The sequence below is a fragment of the Paracoccus sp. (in: a-proteobacteria) genome (genome assembly GCF_032007265.1).
Classification (GTDB): Bacteria; Pseudomonadota; Alphaproteobacteria; order Rhodobacterales; family Rhodobacteraceae; genus Paracoccus.
Map to the genome: position 1 here is coordinate 14,959 of NZ_DALZMB010000011.1, position 19,052 is coordinate 34,010.

Below are 19,052 nucleotides of genomic sequence, written 5' to 3' on the forward strand. Positions count from 1 at the left end.
AAGCCCAGAATTTTCTGCGTGCCAAAGCTGAATAGCACAAGGCCCGCAACAAAACGAAGAAGGCTAAGTAGCTGACCTTCATAGGGTTTAAGCATGTTCATGGTAGGGTTCCATTCATATATCTGCGCCAAAGGCGTGTGTGTGTTTGGGATAAGCAAGTTCGCGCTAGTTGCGGCGCAGGAAATCCCCGATCTGGGCTAGCTCTGCTTGGCCGACCTCATGGCCACCGTTTTGCACAGCAAAGTCCAGTTTTGAGCCCTGATCCTGAAACCAGCATGCCAGTGCCTCGCTTTGCGGCAAAGGACAAATCGGGTCGCGCCGCCCGGCGGTGATCAACACCGCCTTGTCTTTCAGCCCTGGCTGCGGGGCCGGGGTGAAGGGGATCAGCGGATGCATCAAGACAGCCCGGTCAAACAGTTCGGGCGCCTGAAACAGGACAGAGGCCAGGATATTGGCCCCATTCGAATAACCCAGCCCATAGATCGGGCGGTCTGGATTTTCGGCCTTATGGGCTGCCAGAAAGCTGATCATGCGCGTGGTCCGCTGCGCCAGATCTTGCATGTCATACTGGCCTTCGGCCTTGCGGCGGAAAAAGCGATTGGCGCCATGTTCTTGCACATCACCGCGCGGCGACAACAATGCCGCGTCGGGCATCAGCTGATCAATCAGTCCAGAAAACTGAAACTCATCCCCGCCGGTGCCGTGAAAGGTGACAACAAGCGGAGTAAGCGCATCACGGCCCGGCTTTGAATGATAGTGATAGGTATCGACACTCATAAGAGATCTCCTTTCAGCGTCAGGCTTGGACAAGCCGGCGAGTTTGCAAGCAGTGCTTAGGCCTCGAGCGGCGGCAAAAGATGCTGCAGCTGGTCACGCAAATGGGCATGTTGGCGGGGCAGCTTGAGGCTTTGGCCCAAATCGGCCAGATCTTCATCCCGCTCAAATCCCGGGTCATGGGTGGCAATTTCGAACAATACCCCGCCGGGTGTGCGAAAGTAGATCGCCCAGAAATAGTCGCGGTCAATCACCGGGGTGACGTGATAGCCAGTGTCCATCAAGGCCTTGCGAACGCGCAACTGCGCGTCGCGATCCTGAACGGCAAAGGCCACGTGATGAACCGAGCCCGCGCCTTGACGTGCCCGATCACCGCCGCCAACCGCCTCAAGGTCGATCGTATCGGCACCATTGCCGTTGATGGCAAAGCGTGTGACCGCGCCTTGTTGGTCGATCTGCTCATATCCCAAAAAGCGCAGCAGCTCGGCTGTGGCTTCGGTCTCGCGCAGCCGCATGCTGACGCCGTGAAAGCCGTGGATCCCCTCGCTTAGCGGAACCTCGCCCCCGTCAAAGGGCGCGCGCGTGTCGCCATCGACCTCGATCATCGCAAAAGCGTCGCCGTCAGGCCCACGAAAGCGCAGGCGCTTTTGCCCAAACTGGTGATCCAGCTCAAGGCCCGACACGCCCTGCCCGCCCAAGCGCTCTTGCCAATAGCCAATAGCCCCGCGCGGCACGGAAAAGCGGGTCTCCGAGACCTCGCCCGTCCCGGCACGACCGCGCGCGATATGGGGAAAGGGGAAATAGGTCATGACCGTGCCCGCAGCACCGGATTTATCGCCGTAATAAAGGTGATAGACCTCGGGCGCGTCAAAGTTCACGGTCTGCTTGACGCGGCGCAGCCCCAGATCCCGGGTAAAGAAGCGGTTGTTGATTTGCGCATCCGCAGCCATCGAGGTGACGTGATGCAAACCTTTGATTTCTGTCAGCATGCTCGAACCTCATCCTTGCATCGTTTCGTTGACATGCAGATAGAGGCGGCGCGATCGTAACAGAATGCGTATAAACTGGCATTTATTATTACGAAAATTGCAATAATAACCCGCCGGGGTCTTTTCGCGCCCTAGGGCTTAGGGGCAGTCGCGATCTGGGATGAATTTGCAACGCTGCGCGGCCCTGGACAACGCATCGACGCGTGCAGGCCATCGCGATGGGTGTCGGCGGCCTTGCTGGCTTGGCGATGTTTGAGATGGGGCGGGCAGTAGATTGGGGCGGCAGCTGTTGTCCTAAGCAACCGCCCCTGATCTGGGTCTGGCCTTGGTTGGATTACCAGGGGGCGACGGTCACCGGCTCATCGAAGGTGCGATAGACCTGGCCCCAGCCCGGATCGCGCAGGTGCTGCTCCAAACCGGCGCGCGTCACCAGTTCGCGGGCAATACGATTTCCCTCGATCAGCGCTTCGGCTTCGTCGACACGCAGGGATTTGCGGTTTTCCATGATGATTTCACCATTCACCATCACCGTTTCGACGTCACTTCCGATGGCCTGGGCAATCAAGCGGTGAACCGGCTGCCAGTCAGGCGTCAGATGTGGCGCCTGCATGTCGATGACGATCACGTCGGCCTTTTTGCCAACCTCGAGCGAGCCGATTTCATGCTCAAGCCCCAGCGCACGGGCCGCATCAACAGTGATCATTTCCAAGACCTTGCCCGGCGGGAAAAAGTATCGGTCATGGCCGCGCAAGACATGCTGCACGGATTGGAACAGGCGCGCGGTTTGCAAAAGATCGAAATAGCGGTTGGGCGCGGTGCCGTCGGTGGTCACGGCAACATTGATGCCGCGCGACATCATCTCGATCACGGGGGTCGAGCGACCGGGCGGGGCATGGGTCACGGCCGTTCCGGTTTCGGCAAGGATGTCGATCTCTTCATGCGAAATCCCCCAGCAGTGCTGAAGGTGAATATCAGGCCCAAGCAGCGCATTTTCCTTATCCTGAGCCGCAAGCCGGATCTGCCCGGCAAAGGCGTCAGAATGCAAACGCACGCCATATTTGCGGGCCAGATCGCGACAGGCGCGGGCATGGTCGCGGTCCGCCTGGGTCAGTCTAACCGCTTGATCGGGGGTGGACATATTCGACGGATCGACCGAGGGGACGATCGTGAAGGGGGTCAGATAGACCTTGATCCGCCCTTCGGCCGTGCCCTCAAGGGTCTGAATCGTGGCCTCGGCGCCCTCCATCATCTCGGCGAAGGTGATGGATCGGCGCACGGGCTTGCCGCTGTCCCAGCGCGTGGCCTCGCGCGGCCAGGGCAGACCTGCGGGGCCGGTGCAGATGATCTCGCGTAGCCCGATCCGGTCATAGGCCCGGGCATGGCCAACCGCGAATTCGGGATCATCGCTGCGCGGCATCGACGAGATGATGCTGACGCCCGTGGTGACCCCGGCCCGCAGACGCTCTAACCCCGAAACCATGCCTTCTGCTGCCCAAAACTCACGGGTGGTCCAATGCCAATAGGCGGGGGTGATGATCCGCATCCACAAGGGGTTGGTATCGACGCCAATGCCGCGGACAAGACAATGCCCCGCATGGCCATGTGCATCAATCAGGCCGGGCATGACCAGCTTGCCGTGACAGTCGATAATGCGATCGCCGGGCTGGGGCTGGATATCGGCGGTGTCGCCCACTGCGACGATGCGATCGTCGACGACCCGCAGCGCGCCGTTTTCGATGATGCGACGTTGAGGGTCCATCGTCAGGACCGTGGCATGACGAAAAACTGTTGCAGCCATCATGGCCTCCTGAGGGTCAAAGGATAGGAAAAGACGGGCGGAAAAGCTGGTCGACCGGCGGGTGCTGCCAGCTGCGGTCTGGATATTTCGCGATCAACCCTTCGAACTGGGCCTGAGCTTGACTGCGGGCTGCCACCATATCCATGCCCGCAACTTGGCCTCGGCGCATCGACAGGCGGCCATCCACAAAGACCGCTTCGGTGATTTTTCCCGTACCGCCAAGCACCAGTGTGGTGATCGGATCGACGGTTGGCACCATGGCCGGATCATCCAAGCGGAAAATGGCAATATCGGCCAAAGCGCCCGCCTGAAGGCGGCCCAGATCGGGCCGTTTCAACGCCTTTGCCCCGCCCAAAGTCGCGGCGTTAAAGAAATCCGCGCTGAAGGCTGCATCCGAGGCGCCATCGGCGATGCGGCAGGCGATCAACCCGGCCAGCATATTCATCCACATATCGGCAGGCGCGGTGTCCGTCGCCATACCGATGTTCACGCCTTTTGCCTGGATCGAGGCAAAACTTTTCAGCACCGAGCCCATCCGTGCCGACACAAGTGGGGAATGGGCGATGGTGACACCGTGTTGCGCATAAAGGTCGATGTCGTGATCGGTCGCATGGGTGCCATGGGGCGCAATCAGGCGATCGTTGAAACATCCGATCGCGCTGAGCCACTCGGCAGCGGTCGCGCCATGCAACCGACGCATCGTATCGACCTCGAATTTGCCCTGCGCCATATGCAGGCGGACGGGCACGTCCAGATCGACCGCCGCGGCAATTGTGGCCTGCATCAAGGCGGCGCTATTGGTTTCCACACGGTCGGGGGCAAGCAAACCGTTGATCAGCCCGCCCCCATCCCCTGCCCTGCGCGCAATGAAATCGCAGGCCTGAGCCAGCCCGGCAAAGCCGCGCTCTTCATCAAAGCTCATGTCGATCTTGCCGTCGCGATCCACGACTGCACCGCCACCACGATAGGCAGGACTTAGGAAAACCCGCAGGCCCAGCTCTTTGGCGGCATCGGCAGCCGCGTCGAATTCATCGACCGTTTCTGCCCATTCACGATAGTAAAGCGAGGCAATCGGCAAAGCGGTGGTGATGCCGTTCAACAAAAGCGTGGCAAAGGAATAGCGTTTTTGAAAGGCCAGTTCGGCAGGGGAATACATCTCATAGGGGCCGCGCGCGACATAGGTGTCGGGCCAGGTCCGACCGCGCGACCAGCCCGGCTGGTTGTCCAGCACCAGGCTGTAGGTATCCAGATCGGACAGCGCATCAAGATCAATCAACCCCGGTGAAATCAAGGCCGCACCCAGGTCGATGCGACGTGCAACCTCGCCTTCGAAGCGCGGCCCCGCGTAAAGGACACGGTTGCCCTCGATCACCAATTCGCCATTCCGATACAGAACATGGCCGCCCTGATCATGCGCTAAAAGCCAGTCTGCTTTAAGCAGTGTGCGGCCACCCGGGCGCGCGCCCAAAGTAAGACTGTCCAAAATATCCGGCATCATGTCTCCGATCCTGCGCGCCGCCACGAATGAAAACGCCACCCCGGTCTGGCGGGGCGGCGCAAGGGTCAGGGCCGATTACTTACCGACGACGGTGAACCAATGACGCGGCTTGTTATCGGCACGCAGATCGATGGATTCGATCTTTTGGGTGGTGGCCCATGCAATCGGCTGCTGATGAAGCGGGATCAAGAGCACCTGCTCTTTGGCGATCTTCAGCGCCTCGGCTTCCAGTTTCAGACGCTCGGCCGGATCGGTCGCATCTGCGGCCTGCTTGACCAAGGCATCCAGTTCAGGAACCGACCAGCCGCCATAGTTCGAAACGCCAAAGGTGTCGCTCTTTGTTGCCAGCACCTGCGACAGCAACGAGAACGCGTCTAGCGTCGGCTCGTTGGCCCAGCTCAGGTTGAACACCTCGGTCTCGCCTTTCGAGCGCTTGGGCGATTGGACCGCGCGCGGACCCATATCGATCGAGGGCTTGAAGCCTGCGCGGGTCAGCAGGTTCGAAATCGCCTGGCACCAATCTTCTTCGTTGATGCTTTCATCGTTCATACAGGTATAGGTGAATGCCAGACCTTCTTTGCCAGCCTCGGCCAAAAGAGCCTTGGCTTTTTCCGCATCTGCGGGCTGATAGGTGTCAAGTTCTGCCGAATAGCCTGCAATATCGGGCGCAATCAACGAACCCGAGGGCCGCGCAAGTCCGCGCATGACGCGCTTGTTGATCATATCGCGGTCAATCCCCAGCTCGAATGCCTGACGCACGCGCAGATCATTGAACGGGTTTTCCGCGCCGCTTGGCAGCTTTTCGCGACGGTTGAACGCCACAAAGACGGTGCGCAGTTCGGTCAGGGCGTTAACCTTGATATTGGGGTCGGCTTTCAGACGGTCCAAATCCTGAATTGGCGCGCTGTCGATCAGGTCGACTTCGCCCGAAAGAAGTGCTGCAACCCGCGTCGCCGCCGAGGTGATCGGGATATATTCCAGACGGTCGATATTGTGCTTGCGCTCGTCCCACCAACCTTCGTTGACCGTCAAAACGGTCATGGCATCGGGCTTGCGGCTTTCCAGCTTGAAGGGGCCAGTGCCGTTGGTGTGGGTGGTGGCATAACCCTCTTTGCCTTCGTCATAGCGGGTCGGGGCTTCGGTGTTGTTGTCCTTCAGCCAGCCTGCATCAAAGACAAAGATGTTCGTGATATCATTCAAGAACAGCGATGACGGCGAGGAGACATCGATTTCGACCGTGTGATCGTCGATTTTGCGGATGTCTTCGAACAAAGGCATGTTGCCCTTAAGCGGCGAGGTCGGATCCGCCGCGCGCTTGAACGATGCCAAGACGTCATCGGCGTTGAAATCTGCGCCATCGTGGAATTTCACGCCCTCGCGCAGCTTGAAGCGCCAGAATTTATTGTCAACCAGCTGCCATTCGGTGGCCAAGGCCGGCTCAAGCCCAAAGGTTTTGTCGTAGCGAACCAGACCCTCGTAAATGTGGTTCAGGAACGCAAGGTTCGAGGTGGATGGGATCGAGTTGGGATCAAGCGAATAGATGTCGGCGCGCGATGCCCATTTGACGGTTTCCGCCTGGACCGCAAAAGCAGAAACCGAGAGCGCGAGCGCGGCGGCAAGTTTCGTGACGATAGACATTAACCTCTCCTGCATTTGTTTTGGTAGATATGATTGGGGCCAGATCGGGCCGGGTCGTGGAAGGTGTTCGGGGTAAATCAGGCCAGATGACAGGCAACGCGGGCGCCATCGGGCTTTTCCAACAGCTCGGGGCGTTCTTGCTTGCAGCGCGGCTGCGCCAGCGGACAGCGGGTGTGAAATGTGCATCCCGACGGCGGCGCCAGCGGGCTTGGCACCTCGCCTGCTGCGACCACGCGGTCACGCTGCGGATCGTTCACATTGGGGATCGTCTGCAGCAAAAGCCGGGTATAGGGATGCTTGGGATCGGCAAAAAGCGTTTCAGTATCCGCATCTTCGACAATACGGCCCAGATACATCACAGCGATGCGATCTGACATATGCCGGACCACAGACAAGTCATGGCTAATGAACAGATAGGTCAGGCCCAGCTCGTCTTGCAGCTTGCGCATCAGGTTCAAAATCTGCGCCTGCACCGAGACATCCAGCGCCGAGGTCGGCTCGTCGCAGACCAGAAACTCTGGCTCGGAGGCCAAGGCCCGCGCGATGGAAATACGCTGGCGCTGCCCGCCCGAGAACTCATGCGGGAATTTATCCCCGTCGCTGGCTGCAAGACCAACGATGCCCAGCAATTCGGCAACGCGCGCGTCAACCTCGGCGGGGGTATTACGCAGCTTAAGCTCGCGCAATGGCTCGGCGATGATATTCTTGACCCGCCAGCGCGGGTTCAGCGAGGCATAGGGGTCTTGAAAGATCATCTGTGCCGAAAGCGGCGATCCATCCTTGCCCGGCGCATAGCGGATCTCGCCCGAGCTGGGAGGATAGATCCCTGTCACCAGGCGCGCGACGGTGGATTTGCCACAACCCGATTCACCGACAAGGCTAAGGCATCCGCCCTTGGGAACGACGAAGCTGACATCATTGACGGCATGCAGAACGCGCCGCTTTTGCCCATAGACCAAACGGTTCAGCAAGGGCGGCGAGACGTCAAAATTGCGGTTAAGATGATCTACAGTCAGGGCCGCGTCACTGGCCAAGACGGTGCTGCCCTGTGAGTTGGCCATATTCGATGAAGGCGACGTGCTCATTGGACACCTCCTTGATGCAACCAGCAGGCGACGGATCCGGTGGCGGTGGGCACCAGATCGGGGCGATCGCGCCGGCAACGCGGGCCAGCAACCTGACAGCGGGGGTTAAAGGCGCAGCCTTCGGGGATTGCATTCAGACGCGGCATGGCACCGTCGATCTGATGCAGATGCGCGACCCTTGCACCAAGCGCCGGGATCGAGGCCATCAGCCCGCGCGTATAAGGATGGGCGGGCGCCTTAAGCACCTCTTCGACCGGGCCAATCTCGATCAGACGGCCTGCATACATCACCGCAATGCGGTCTGCGGTTTCTGCGATCACCCCCATATCATGGGTAACCAGCATGATTGCGGTGCCGTGCTCTTTGCATAATTTACGCAAAAGCCCGGTGATTTGCGCCTGAATAGAGACGTCCAGCGCCGTCGTCGGCTCATCGGCAATCACAAGTTTCGGCTTGGCAGCCAGGGCCAGCGCAATCACGACGCGCTGGCGCATACCGCCCGAAAACTGGTGCGGATAGTGATCAACCCGCTCATTGGGCGCGGGAATACCAACCTCTTGCAGCAGGCCGATGGCACGTTCGCGCGCGGCTGATTTGCTGAGTTCAGGCATGTGTTGACGAATGGTTTCGACCAATTGCGCGCCCACGGTGAACAAAGGGTTCAGCGAGGTCAGCGGATCTTGAAAGATTGCACCGATCTCGCGGCCACGAATGGGTTCCATCTCGCGGTCCGACAGCCCATCGATGCGGCGGCCATTAAGCCAAATTTCACCCGGGGCCACGCGGCCGGGCCGTTCCAACAGGCCCTGAATGGCAAGCCCCGTCATTGACTTGCCTGCCCCAGATTCACCGACCACGCCCAGAATTTCACCCGGACGGATCGACAAAGACACCTTATTCAGCGCCGTGACCGTGCCATGACGTCCGGGAAATTCGACGACAAGGTCTTTGACCTCAAGGCAAATGTCGCTTGCGTCAGCCATCGCTTTTCTCCCGTGCGGGGTAGCTGGGCGGAAAGATTTCCTCGACCGGCGGGTGATCCCAGGTCCGTGCGGGATATTGCGCAATCAACCGGTCAAACTGGGCCTGAGCCTGATCGCGCGCGGTTTCCATATCGATCCCGGCCAGCTCGCCAAAGCGCATGGACAGACGGCCATCCACAAAAACCGCCCGCGTGACCTTGCCCGAGCCGCCCGCAACCAGCGTTGTGATCGGATCGATCGTCGGGGCCATGATCACATCGTCAAGACCGAACACTGCGATATCGGCCCTTGCCCCAACCTGCAGCCTGCCAAGATCGGTGCGGCCCAGTGCTTTGGCGCCGCCGATCGTTGCCGCATCAAAGAAATCGCGGGTCATGACCTGTTCCGGGCCGCCATCATTCATGCGGCAGGCGATCAGGCCGACAAGCAGGTTCATCAGCATGTCGGGCGGTGTCGTATCCGTCCCCATGGCGATGTTGATGCCCATGTCGCGCAGTTTCGAAAAACTGTTCAGACTGCCGCCATGACGCCCGGACACCAGCGGGCAATGCACGACCGATACGCCGTGTTCGGCGTAAAGAGCCAGATCTTCGGCGGTCGCTTCGGTCGCATGGGGCGCGATTAAGCGGTTGTTCAATAGACCCTGTTGCGCCAGATAGACCGGCGCAGTCGAGCCATGCAGACTGCGGACGGTATCGACCTCCATCACCCCTTGCGCCATGTGCAGCCGGACCTGAACGTCCAGATCCTTGGCCCTGTCCATCGTCGCCCGCAACAGGCCAGCCGTCGCCGTCTCGACACGGTCAGGCGCCAAAAGGCCTTGGACCAATCCCTCGTGACGACCTGATTGACGCGCGATAAAGGCCGCAGCCTCGTCCAGACCGGCAAGGCCGCGCGCCTCGTCGAAATGGGCGCGCATATCGCCCGGCGCATGAAGAACCATCCCACCCGAGCGATAGGCCGGGGACAGGAAGACCCGCAGCCCCAGCTCACCCGCAGCATCGGCCGCGGCATCGAATTCGGCGGTGGTCTCGCCCCAGGCGCGGTAAAACAGCGAGGCAATCGGGGCGGCGGTGGTGGTCCCGTTCAGCAGCAGTTGGCCAAAGGCAAAGCGCTTTTGAAAGGCCAGCTCTTCGGGCGTGTACATCTCATAGGGGCCATTTTGGACATAGGACAGCGGCCAAACCCTGCCCTTTTTCCACGAAGGGAAATGGTCGATCCCCAGAATGGTCGTGTCCAAGTCCGAAAGGGCATCCAGATCGATCAGACCAGGAGAAATCAGAGCCGCGCCAAAGTCGATGCGCCGCGCGACCTCGCCGGGGAAGTCATGGCCCGTAAAGATTACGGCCCCGCCCTCGATGACGACCTCACCGCGTTTGAGCAGAAGATGCCCATCACCCTCATGCGCCAGAACCCAATCGGCACTTAACAGGGTGCGGCCTTCGGGGCGCGCGCCCAAGGTCAGATCGGCAAGCGCCTGGCGGGCAGAATTGTTACGGCTCATGGCATTTCCACAATACATTGGCCCGCACGGGCGATGACACGGCCACCTTTGATGACAAGAGGCGGAAGCGAAGGTTGCACCACGGCATGGCTGACCGTTTGACCCTGAAGCAGCGTGACATCAGCCTGACAGCCCACGGCCAGCCCGTAGTCCTGCAGGCGCATCAGATCGGCACCGCCCTGACTGACAATTTCAAGCATGTGGCGCAGGTCATCATCCGAGCGCACGCCATTTTTCATGCCGATGATGCGCGCACGATCCATCATATCGGGCAACCCCCACGGGCCCCAAGTGTCACGAATGCCGTCACAACCCGCGCCGATGCGCACGCCGGCATCGCGCAGACGCTTGACCGAGGGCACCGTGGCCGAAGGCGCGCCGGTGGTGGCAATGCCGATATCAAGCTCGGCGATTTCCTCGATCAGTTTGCCGACGCGCAGATGATCATTCATCCCCAGTGCAAATGCATGGCTGATGACGAACTGTCCCTGCATGGTATTGGCGCGAACCCGCTCAAAGATCAGCTCCATGGTGAAAGCGCCAAGCTCGCCGCCTTCATGCAGGTGGATATCGATCGGCTTGCCGTGTTTCACCGCCAGATCGAACAGAATATCCAGCTGTCCCTTGGGATCGCGGTCGATCCCGCAAGGATCGATCCCGCCCAAAACTTCGCAGCCATTGGCCAAAGCCTCGTCCAATAGCTCGACGGTGCCCGGCATGACCATGACGCCAGACTGCGGGAAAGCCACGATCTCGATATCGATGATGCCCTTCAGCTTCTCGCGGGTTTGCTGAACCCCTTCGACCAGACGCAAGCCGTGGGTCGTGTCGATATCGACATGGCTGCGGATATGGCTGGCACCATGGGCGGCCAGGCCAATGGCGTGACGCATCGACTGGCGATGCGGGTCCAACCCCAGCTCAAGGCGCATCTCGCGTTCGTAATCAATGCGCTCACGCAGAATGGCTGCACGGTTATTGACATGCCAATCCATGCCCCAGGTGGTCTTGTCCAAATGGGTATGGGCATCGATCAGGCCGGGCCACAGGATGGCATTGCCGCCATCTTCTACGGCCATGCCCGGGTGATCGCCAATCTGCCCGATCTGAGCGATCTTACCATCTTGGATCAGAATATCGGTGGTCTCGCCACCCATGGGGCGGACATTGCGCAGGATCAGGTTCGACATGGGTTACCTCAGTTTAGGATTGAGCGCATCGCGCAGCCAGTCGCCCAGCAGGTTTACCGAGATGACCAGCAGCGAAAGCTGGATTACGGGGAAAATCACCATCCACCACAGCCCCGAGAACAGATATTGGTTGCCGATCCGGATCAATGTCCCCAGCGAGGGCTGACCGGGTGGCATGCCAATCCCCAGAAATGACAGGGTTGCCTCGGTCAGGATGGCCATGCCAAAGCTTAGCGTCGCCGCGACAAGTACCGGCGTCAGCGTATTGGGCAGGATGTGGTGGAACATGATCCGGCGCTTGGGCACGTTCAGCAGCTTGGCTGCCATCACATATTCCTTGCCGCGTTCGACAATCGTCTGGGCACGCACGGTTCGGGCATATTGCACCCAGCCAGACAGGGTGATGGCCAGAACCAACACCGCCGCGGCCCCGATTTCGCGCAGGCCTGGTGGCAGCATCTGGCGCACCACTGCGGACACCAAAATCGCGATCAGGATCGTCGGGATCGACAAAACCACGTCGCCCACCCGCATCAGAAGGTTATCCGCGATGCCGCCGAAATAGCCGGCAATCAAGCCAAGCGACAGACCGATGAGCAGTGAAAAGATCACCGAGGCAAAGCCAATCAGCACCGAAATCCGGGTGCCATAAAGCAGCACCGACAACATATCGCGGCCCTGGGTATCGGTTCCCAGCAGAAAGGGCATCTCGCCCCCGGTCTGCCAGATTGGTGGCAGCTCGGACTTCCACATGTCCAATGCAGCCGTGTCATAGGGGTTTTGCGGCGCAATCCACGGCGCAAGAAAGGCCGATCCGATCAGCAAGATCAGCATCACGGCTGCAATGCGCGCGGACCATGAATGGGTGAAGGACCACCACAGATCGCTTTGACGGATGCGCTTCAGGCGTGAAGGAGAAGAAGAAGTTGTCGTCGTCATATCCGGCCCGCCCTATTTGGAATTGCGCAGACGCGGGTCGATCACGGCATAGGTGATATCGACCATCGTGTTGAGAAAGACGAAGATGAAGGCAACGATGCACAAATAGGCCGCCATCACCGGAATATCGATAAAGGTCACAGCCTGGATGAACAGCATCCCCATGCCCGGCCATTGAAACACGGTCTCAGTGATCAATGCGAAAGCGATCAGCGTGCCGATATTCATCGCCGTCAAGGTCACCACGGGCATCAGGCAATTGCGCAAAGCATGGCGGAAATAGATCTTGTAGCGGCTGATCCCACGAGCGCGGGCAAATTTGACATAGTCAGAGCGCATGACCTCTAGCATCTCGGCACGTACAAGCCGCATGATCAGCGTCACCTGATAAAGTGAAAGCGAGATCGAGGGCAAAACCAGCGCCATCAGGCCCGATTTCGTCAAAAAGCCCGTGCTCCACCATCCCAGATCGACAACCTCTCCGCGCCCAAAGGCCGGGAAGATGCCAAGCGTCACCGAAAAGACCAGAATTAGCAGGATCCCGACCACGAAGCTGGGCAAGGATACCCCGATGATCGAGCTGAACTGCAATACCTCAGAGTACCATTTGCCGCGTTTGATCGCGGTCAATACGCCAAGCGGCAGGCCGATCAGCAAGGAAAGGATGGTCGCGACGATGACCAGCTCCATCGTGGCGGGGAACCGTTCGGCGATCAGGCCCAAAACGTCCTGACCATTGCGATAAGAGATCCCGAACTCGCCTTGCGAAGCATTCACGACAAAGCGCGCGTATTGCACAAGGAAGCTGTCATTAAGACCCAGCTTTTCGCGCATCAAGGCCCGGTCGGCCTCGGTCGTTTGCTCGGTCGACATCATATCGACCGGATCGCCCGCCAGGCGGAAAATCATAAAGGCCAAAAACGCGACGGCCAGCATCACCATCGCCGCATTGGCCAGCTTTTTGATAATAAATACCAGCATGGCTTAACCTCGGCGCGAAATGAAGCTGCGGCCACAGGTCAGGCGAAAGCTGCCAGCAAGAGGCATGACAGGGTAAAAACTATGGCCAGTGTCGCGCGAGCAGGCCTCGTCACTGTTGGCACCGATGGCGAAATTTCCCAGTTCCATAAGATTTTTCCTAGCTCTGCATTCTGCGTCAGCTTCAGGTCAGCCTATCTGTGTCGTCACATCTGTCAACTGTTTTGTCGACAATAATGCAGCCACTTTAGTCCGACCTGGCAACCTTGCGCGCTGACGTGAGGCATCACCAGACCGCCAATATGGTTGCCTGTCTGGTGATCTTGGGTGACGTTTCAAGGCTTAATCTTTGACGCGCGGATAGGCGTAAGCGTTTGCTTTCGAGGTGCGAAGTCCGCTGCCAATCAGGGCCTCGGCCATTTTGATCGCCACGATGACGCCGTCGATGACAACGACCCCCGTGACCTTGGTCAGCTCTTCGGTCAGCTCGGACATGCCCGCGCAACCCAAAACCACCGCCTCGGCGCCGTCCTCGTCGCGCGCACGGGAAATCTCGTCGACAAGCAGATTAAATGCATGGCGCGATTCGCTTTCGATCGCCAAAACCGGCAAATCGATGCAGCGCACGCGACGGCAATGCTGGCCCGCCCCATAGCGATGAACCAGATCTTCGATCGCGGGAACCGAGCGCTGAAGCGAGGTGACAATCGAAAAGCGCTTGGCCAAAACCATGGCCGCCTGAATCCCGGCCTGACAGATCCCAATGACCGGACCAGTGGCCACTTCTCGGGCCGCATCAAGCCCGGGATCGTCAAAACAGGCGATAACGGTGGCTTGCGCGCCAGCGGCCTCGGCCTCGCGAATTTGGGTCAACATCGATGGCACGGATAGCGCCTCGTCCGAAAAACCCTCGATGCTGGCCGGGGCGTTTATCCCGGTGCCCGAGCGGATAACCGTGCCAGAAGCCGCGAACTTCCTGGCGCTATCCAGCGCGGTCGCGGTCATCGACGAGGTCGAATTCGGGTTGATCATAAAGACTTGCATGTCAATCGCCTTGCTTAAGAAGGTCGTCCAGCTTGGGGGCTTTCAGGACAAACTGCTGATCGGAAACGATGTAATTATCGGCATGAAGACGCGCGATCGGCTGATAGACATCCGGGTCGACATAGCGCCCCTCTTTGTCCAAGCAATCGCGGCGCACATGCATGTGTACGACCTCACCCAGCACCAGAATGCGCCGAGGATATTCGATCAAACGCTCAACCCGACACTCCATCGCGCAGGGGCTTGCCGGGATCCAAGGGCTGTCGATTTGAGTTCCGGGCGCGATCTGTTCGCCGGCCAAAGCCAGCTCATCAACATCGCTTTCCACACCCAGACCGCAGATCAACATGGTGCGCGACAGCGCCATATCGACCATATTCACGGTAAACTCGCCGGTGCGCCGGATATTGGTGATCGTATCCTTGTCGCGCCCATCAAGCCGCGGCTGAATACCCGGAACCACAATCGCCGGATCATGCGAGAAGAGGTTGAAGAAGCTCATCGGGGCGCCGTTCGCATGGCCCTGAGCTGACCGGGTCGTTACCAAGGCGATGGGCCGAGGGCCGACAAAATTGGTCAAAAGCCGATAACGATCCGCAGGCTCGGTTTTGGTGAAATCGAACTCCATCAGGACCTCTGAGTTATGGTTTCATTGATTCTTGGCAGTTTGTGTCTACTTGATTGTCGACAATATTGACACCATTTTCTGTATACCAAAAGCAGAAAAATAAGCTATCTTCAGGGCAGTGTAAAAATCAGGACCAAAATGGACACGCTTACTTCCGAACAGATTGCTGAGCGGATCTGGCTTTCTATCGCGGAACGCCGTTTGCGGCCGGGCACGCGACTGAAAGAAACAGAGCTGGCCGAAGTCTTTGGCATCAGCCGCGCCCGTGTGCGTCAGGTTCTGGCGATGCTAGAGCGTGAAGGGCTGGTCGCAAGCGAAGCCAACAAAGGTGCCTTTGTTGCGGAACCCAGCGTGGACGAGGCGCGCGATATTTTCCACATTCGCCGTTCGGTCGAGCAACGGGTTATCGAGCGTCTGATTGATCGCCTGGACGAGGACAAGCTTGCCAAGATGTCCGAGCACGTCGACAAAGAACGCGTCGCAAATGCCGAAAATGATCAACGCGCTATCATCAAGCTGTCGGGCGGCTTTCACCTGATGTTGGCCGAGATGGCCGAGGCTGATTTCCTGTGCGGCCTGATGCGCGACCTGATCGGGCGCAGCTCATTGATCACTGCCGCGTTTCGCGATTCTGATAAGTACAATTGCGGCCCGGATGAGCATGATGAGATCATTGCCGGCCTGCGCTCGGGCGACATGAAGGCCGCGAAAAAGGCCATGGCGCACCATCTGGACCATGTCGAGAAAGAGCTGCGCCTTTCGGGCGAAAAGGATTCGGTTAGAAGCCTACGCGACGCGCTTTTATAGCCGCTCGCGGGTCCGGGGTGCCCTAAAACGGCGCAATGCGCCGTGCCCGATCTGGATATCGCAAAAATTGTTTCAGAGCTTACCCAAGCCTTGCCGCAAACCGACGCAGGGAAAAGATGTGCGCGCCAAGCAAAATCTGTAGCTCTGACAGCGTAGTCCTAAAAACGTCGTTGCTATAATCCGCGACTAAGCGGCTATATTTTTCTGACATCTACTTCAAATTATTTAAACAGACATATCTAACAGCTTGAATTTGGTTTGGTGCAAGAAGGCACTGAACCAATCAGGCATATCATCGCCATGGGCTAGTCCTGCTTTTACCAGCTAGAAACCATGCGGCGCTTCGGCAATAGTTTGAAAGTTACAGATAAAAAGCACATCCGATTCCTATCACACAACGATAATAGCCCCAGATAAACGGCCAGGTCCAAGATGAAGATTGCGATTATTGGAACGTCAAATACCGTTATCGGCATGCAGGGCTATGTGAAGGCGTTGAAATTACACCATACGGTGACCTGCATTACGGCTGGTCGAAGCCCGTTCTATTTCCATGTCCAAACCATTCTCGAAAATCGAGTCCTGCTTGAAGAGCAGGATTTGATCATCGTCGATCACTATGTGAACGATGGGAATTTTTATGACAGTGCCGCAGGCCCCACTTATAAATCCATTAAGTCTGAATTTTACGACATTCTTAGCACCCTGAATACTCATGTCGTCAATATGCTTTTCCCTGTTCGCGATCTGAACATTCCAGCTGCGTTTCAATCAAGCTATGCGCAGGCAAAGCATATGTCCCAAGCACGTGGGATCAGTGTTCTTGACCTTAATCAGATCGGGTTTATGCCAAGTCATTTTCGTGATGATATTCACGTTTTTCCCGAAATATCCTTTATGGTCGGGCTGTTCCTAGAGCGCCAGCTTGCATCAGCCAGCTTGGGCCCGAAACCAAATGGTGGAAGACTGGAAATCTGCCGTTTCCGTCACTTACCGGTTGAGGAAATTTTTAGCCCGGACCAGATTTCCGCCTTTTCCAATCGCTTGATGACACGCAACTATGGTGATCTGCAAACACCCCTGACGATTGATGCGGGGCAAAGTGAACGCCTGATTGCGATTTCCTATGTGCGTATGAAGGAAAGGCCCGAAACCAGCGGGATCTCGGTCAACGGTCAAAATCGTGCTATGGGTAACTTTGGATATTTTGTCGAAAATGTGGATATCGCGACCGCGGGCCCCATCACGATCGCGCCAATTGCCAGTGATGTTAAGACCTGTCCGGAATTCATGCGACGCGGGGTCGGTATCGCGCCATTCACGCATTGTTACCTAAGTGATCTGCTATTTTATGATGAACAGGTCGAACCAATTTGGGAGGCTGCCAGTCGAATGCCAATCGACCTGTCAATGCACGGTCTTTTGGATGCGGTCCAGACGATGTGCCCTTCAAAAAAGCGCCTTTCTTCTGCCACAGTCGATTTGCTGCGTGACACAGCTGTGAAGGTCGAGGCAAGCAATCTTTTAGCTGCATCAGAGCTTATGGATCTTGCATTGCAATCTCGACCCGATGGGAGTTTTCTGATTGCAAAGTCGAGGGAATTTCGAAACAGGCTGACCTTGGCCGCGCCAATTCATCCACCCAAACCACTACCTGCAAAGCAGCGCCCTGGGCGGCTGGGATGGTTGCGCAGGGTTTTGCGAAATAAATTACGCATCAGTTAAAATGAACCATCTTTGCAAGGAAAGCTGATTTGCGGCCATATCGCTTTCACTTAGCGATCTTGCTGGCACAATAAAAAGCGACCCATTCCGAGGATGGGTCGCCAAAAGATATGCAATAAATTCAGGCCATGCCTACATGCGCAAATCGCTTTCCTCTTTGGCAAAGGCTGATTTCATATCGAAGAAGAATCCGCCGGGACGCAGGAAACTGCGCAGCCCCTCGGGGCGCTGATCGACGAATTCGCGATGCGCGACAGCCAGGATAACGCCATCGTAAGCACCCTTTTCCGGCTGGATCAGGTCCACGCCGAATTCCTCGTGCATTTCTTTGGCATCCGCATGCGGATCTGCCAGATCGACGCTGACGCCCCATTCACGCAAGGCCGTCAATAGGTCGACCACCTTGGTATTGCGAATATCCGGGCAATCTTCTTTGAACGTCGCGCCCAGCACCAGCACCTTGGTGCCTTTGATTTCTTGGCCGTTGTTCACCATGCTGCGCACAAATCGCTGCGCGACCTGGCGGGCCATGCCATCATTGATCTGGCGAGAAATTCGAATGATGTCAGGGATATGCCCAGCTTTGGCCGAACGGTGCAGTAGATAATATGGGTCGACCCCAATACAATGGCCCCCAACTAGGCCGGGCTGCAGACGCATGAAGTTCCACTTGGTCGCGGCCGCATCGATCACATCAGAGGTATCGATGCCTAGACGGCCAAAGACGATCGAAAGCTCGTTGAACAGCGCGATATTGACGTCGCGCTGGGTATTCTCGATCACCTTGGCAGCCTCGGCCACTTTGATCGAGCTGGCCTTGAAGGTTCCCGCCGGGATCACCGAGGCGTAAAGCGCATCGACAAAATCGGCGATCTCTGGCGTCGAACCCGAGGTGACTTTCAAGATATTGGTGATCGGACGATTCTTGTCGCCGGGGTTGATACGCTCTGGGCTATAGCCGGCGTAGAAATCGCGGTTAAAGACCAACCCCGACACCGCCTCGACCACGGGCAAGCAATCCTCTTCGGTTGCGCCAGGGTAGACGGTGGATTCGTAAACCACGACATCGCCGGGTTGGATCACCTTGCCCACGGTTTCCGAAGCGCGGATCAGCGGCGTCAGATCGGGTTTGTGGTCACTGTCGACCGGCGTCGGGACGGCCACGATATAGACGTTGCAAGCGCGGATATCCTCAAGATCCGAGGAAAAGGTCAGATGGGAGGAAACCGACAGGTCATCGACTTCGCGGGTACGGTCATGGCCCTGACGCAGCTCGTCGATACGGCCAGAATTGATGTCGAAGCCAACGGTATTATATTGCTTGCCGAACTCCACTGCCAAAGGAAGGCCGACATATCCCAGGCCGATAATGGCAATCCGGGTAGTGTCGGCATTTACAGTCGGTCGTTTTGCGTTTGTCATCTTCTGCTTCTGCACTTGGCGATTAGAGGTGTCAGATCCCGACAAAGTTT

General features: G+C 57.9%; 17 protein-coding genes. 2 read left to right on the forward strand and 15 right to left on the reverse strand.

Annotation, left to right across the window (positions count from 1 at the left end):
• Positions 1-165: 165 nt before the first annotated feature.
• The 14 genes from RTS12_RS04050 to RTS12_RS04115 all read right to left on the reverse strand — a co-directional run bounded on the left by RTS12_RS04050 (position 166) and on the right by RTS12_RS04115 (position 15,048).
• The gene (locus RTS12_RS04050) at positions 166-777 is read right to left on the reverse strand and encodes an alpha/beta hydrolase (protein WP_312525755.1); all 612 of its coding nucleotides are present in this window, start codon (positions 775-777) and stop codon (positions 166-168) included.
• A 56-nt stretch (positions 778-833) separates the two neighbouring features.
• A complete protein-coding gene (locus RTS12_RS04055) occupies positions 834-1,763 on the reverse strand; it encodes a VOC family protein (RefSeq protein ID WP_312525757.1) in 930 nt (309 codons plus the stop codon).
• A 334-nt stretch (positions 1,764-2,097) separates the two neighbouring features.
• On the reverse strand, positions 2,098-3,561 hold the full coding sequence (locus RTS12_RS04060; protein ID WP_312525759.1) for an amidohydrolase family protein: 1,464 nt from the start codon (positions 3,559-3,561) through the stop codon (positions 2,098-2,100).
• A 16-nt stretch (positions 3,562-3,577) separates the two neighbouring features.
• Positions 3,578-5,059 (reverse strand): amidohydrolase family protein, encoded by a 1,482-nt coding sequence (locus RTS12_RS04065; RefSeq protein WP_312525760.1) that lies wholly within the window; start codon positions 5,057-5,059, stop codon positions 3,578-3,580.
• 75 nt (positions 5,060-5,134) lie between these two features.
• Complete coding sequence (locus RTS12_RS04070; protein ID WP_312525762.1) at positions 5,135-6,697, reverse strand: ABC transporter substrate-binding protein; 1,563 nt, start codon at positions 6,695-6,697, stop codon at positions 5,135-5,137.
• 77 nt (positions 6,698-6,774) lie between these two features.
• Positions 6,775-7,782, reverse strand: a complete 1,008-nt coding sequence (locus RTS12_RS04075; protein ID WP_312525764.1) for an ABC transporter ATP-binding protein — start codon at positions 7,780-7,782, stop codon at positions 6,775-6,777.
• Positions 7,779-8,765 carry an ABC transporter ATP-binding protein gene (locus RTS12_RS04080; protein WP_312525766.1) on the reverse strand — a complete coding sequence of 329 codons (987 nt, stop codon included), beginning with the start codon at positions 8,763-8,765 and terminating at the stop codon, positions 7,779-7,781. Before RTS12_RS04080 ends, RTS12_RS04075 begins: the two co-directional genes overlap by 4 nt.
• Positions 8,758-10,269: an amidohydrolase family protein gene (locus RTS12_RS04085; RefSeq protein ID WP_312525768.1), complete on the reverse strand. Its 1,512-nt coding sequence runs from the start codon at positions 10,267-10,269 to the stop codon at positions 8,758-8,760. The genes RTS12_RS04080 and RTS12_RS04085 overlap by 8 nt, the downstream gene beginning before the upstream one ends.
• Positions 10,266-11,459, reverse strand: coding sequence for an amidohydrolase family protein (locus RTS12_RS04090; protein WP_312525769.1), 1,194 nt, complete (start codon positions 11,457-11,459; stop codon positions 10,266-10,268). The genes RTS12_RS04085 and RTS12_RS04090 overlap by 4 nt, the downstream gene beginning before the upstream one ends.
• Before the next feature lie 3 nt (positions 11,460-11,462).
• The gene (locus RTS12_RS04095; RefSeq protein WP_312525771.1) at positions 11,463-12,398 is read right to left on the reverse strand and encodes an ABC transporter permease; all 936 of its coding nucleotides are present in this window, start codon (positions 12,396-12,398) and stop codon (positions 11,463-11,465) included.
• 12 nt (positions 12,399-12,410) lie between these two features.
• Positions 12,411-13,379, reverse strand: a complete 969-nt coding sequence (locus tag RTS12_RS04100; protein ID WP_312525773.1) for an ABC transporter permease — start codon at positions 13,377-13,379, stop codon at positions 12,411-12,413.
• 3 nt (positions 13,380-13,382) lie between these two features.
• On the reverse strand, positions 13,383-13,526 hold the full coding sequence (locus RTS12_RS04105) for a hypothetical protein (protein ID WP_312525775.1): 144 nt from the start codon (positions 13,524-13,526) through the stop codon (positions 13,383-13,385).
• 192 nt (positions 13,527-13,718) lie between these two features.
• The gene (locus RTS12_RS04110; RefSeq protein ID WP_312525777.1) at positions 13,719-14,420 is read right to left on the reverse strand and encodes an aspartate/glutamate racemase family protein; all 702 of its coding nucleotides are present in this window, start codon (positions 14,418-14,420) and stop codon (positions 13,719-13,721) included.
• A gap of 1 nt (position 14,421) precedes the next feature.
• The gene (locus RTS12_RS04115) at positions 14,422-15,048 is read right to left on the reverse strand and encodes a flavin reductase family protein (RefSeq protein ID WP_312525779.1); all 627 of its coding nucleotides are present in this window, start codon (positions 15,046-15,048) and stop codon (positions 14,422-14,424) included.
• Between the two features lie 138 nt (positions 15,049-15,186).
• Here RTS12_RS04115 and RTS12_RS04120 point away from each other — a divergent pair, with 138 nt between their 5' ends.
• The gene (locus RTS12_RS04120) at positions 15,187-15,855 is read left to right on the forward strand and encodes a GntR family transcriptional regulator (RefSeq protein WP_312525781.1); all 669 of its coding nucleotides are present in this window, start codon (positions 15,187-15,189) and stop codon (positions 15,853-15,855) included.
• 432 nt (positions 15,856-16,287) lie between these two features.
• Complete coding sequence (locus RTS12_RS04125; protein WP_312525782.1) at positions 16,288-17,580, forward strand: hypothetical protein; 1,293 nt, start codon at positions 16,288-16,290, stop codon at positions 17,578-17,580.
• A 132-nt stretch (positions 17,581-17,712) separates the two neighbouring features.
• On the opposite strand, the gene RTS12_RS04130 is transcribed toward RTS12_RS04125, so the two are convergent.
• Positions 17,713-19,002 carry a nucleotide sugar dehydrogenase gene (locus RTS12_RS04130; protein WP_312525784.1) on the reverse strand — a complete coding sequence of 430 codons (1,290 nt, stop codon included), beginning with the start codon at positions 19,000-19,002 and terminating at the stop codon, positions 17,713-17,715.
• Between the last annotated feature and the right edge of the window lie 50 nt (positions 19,003-19,052).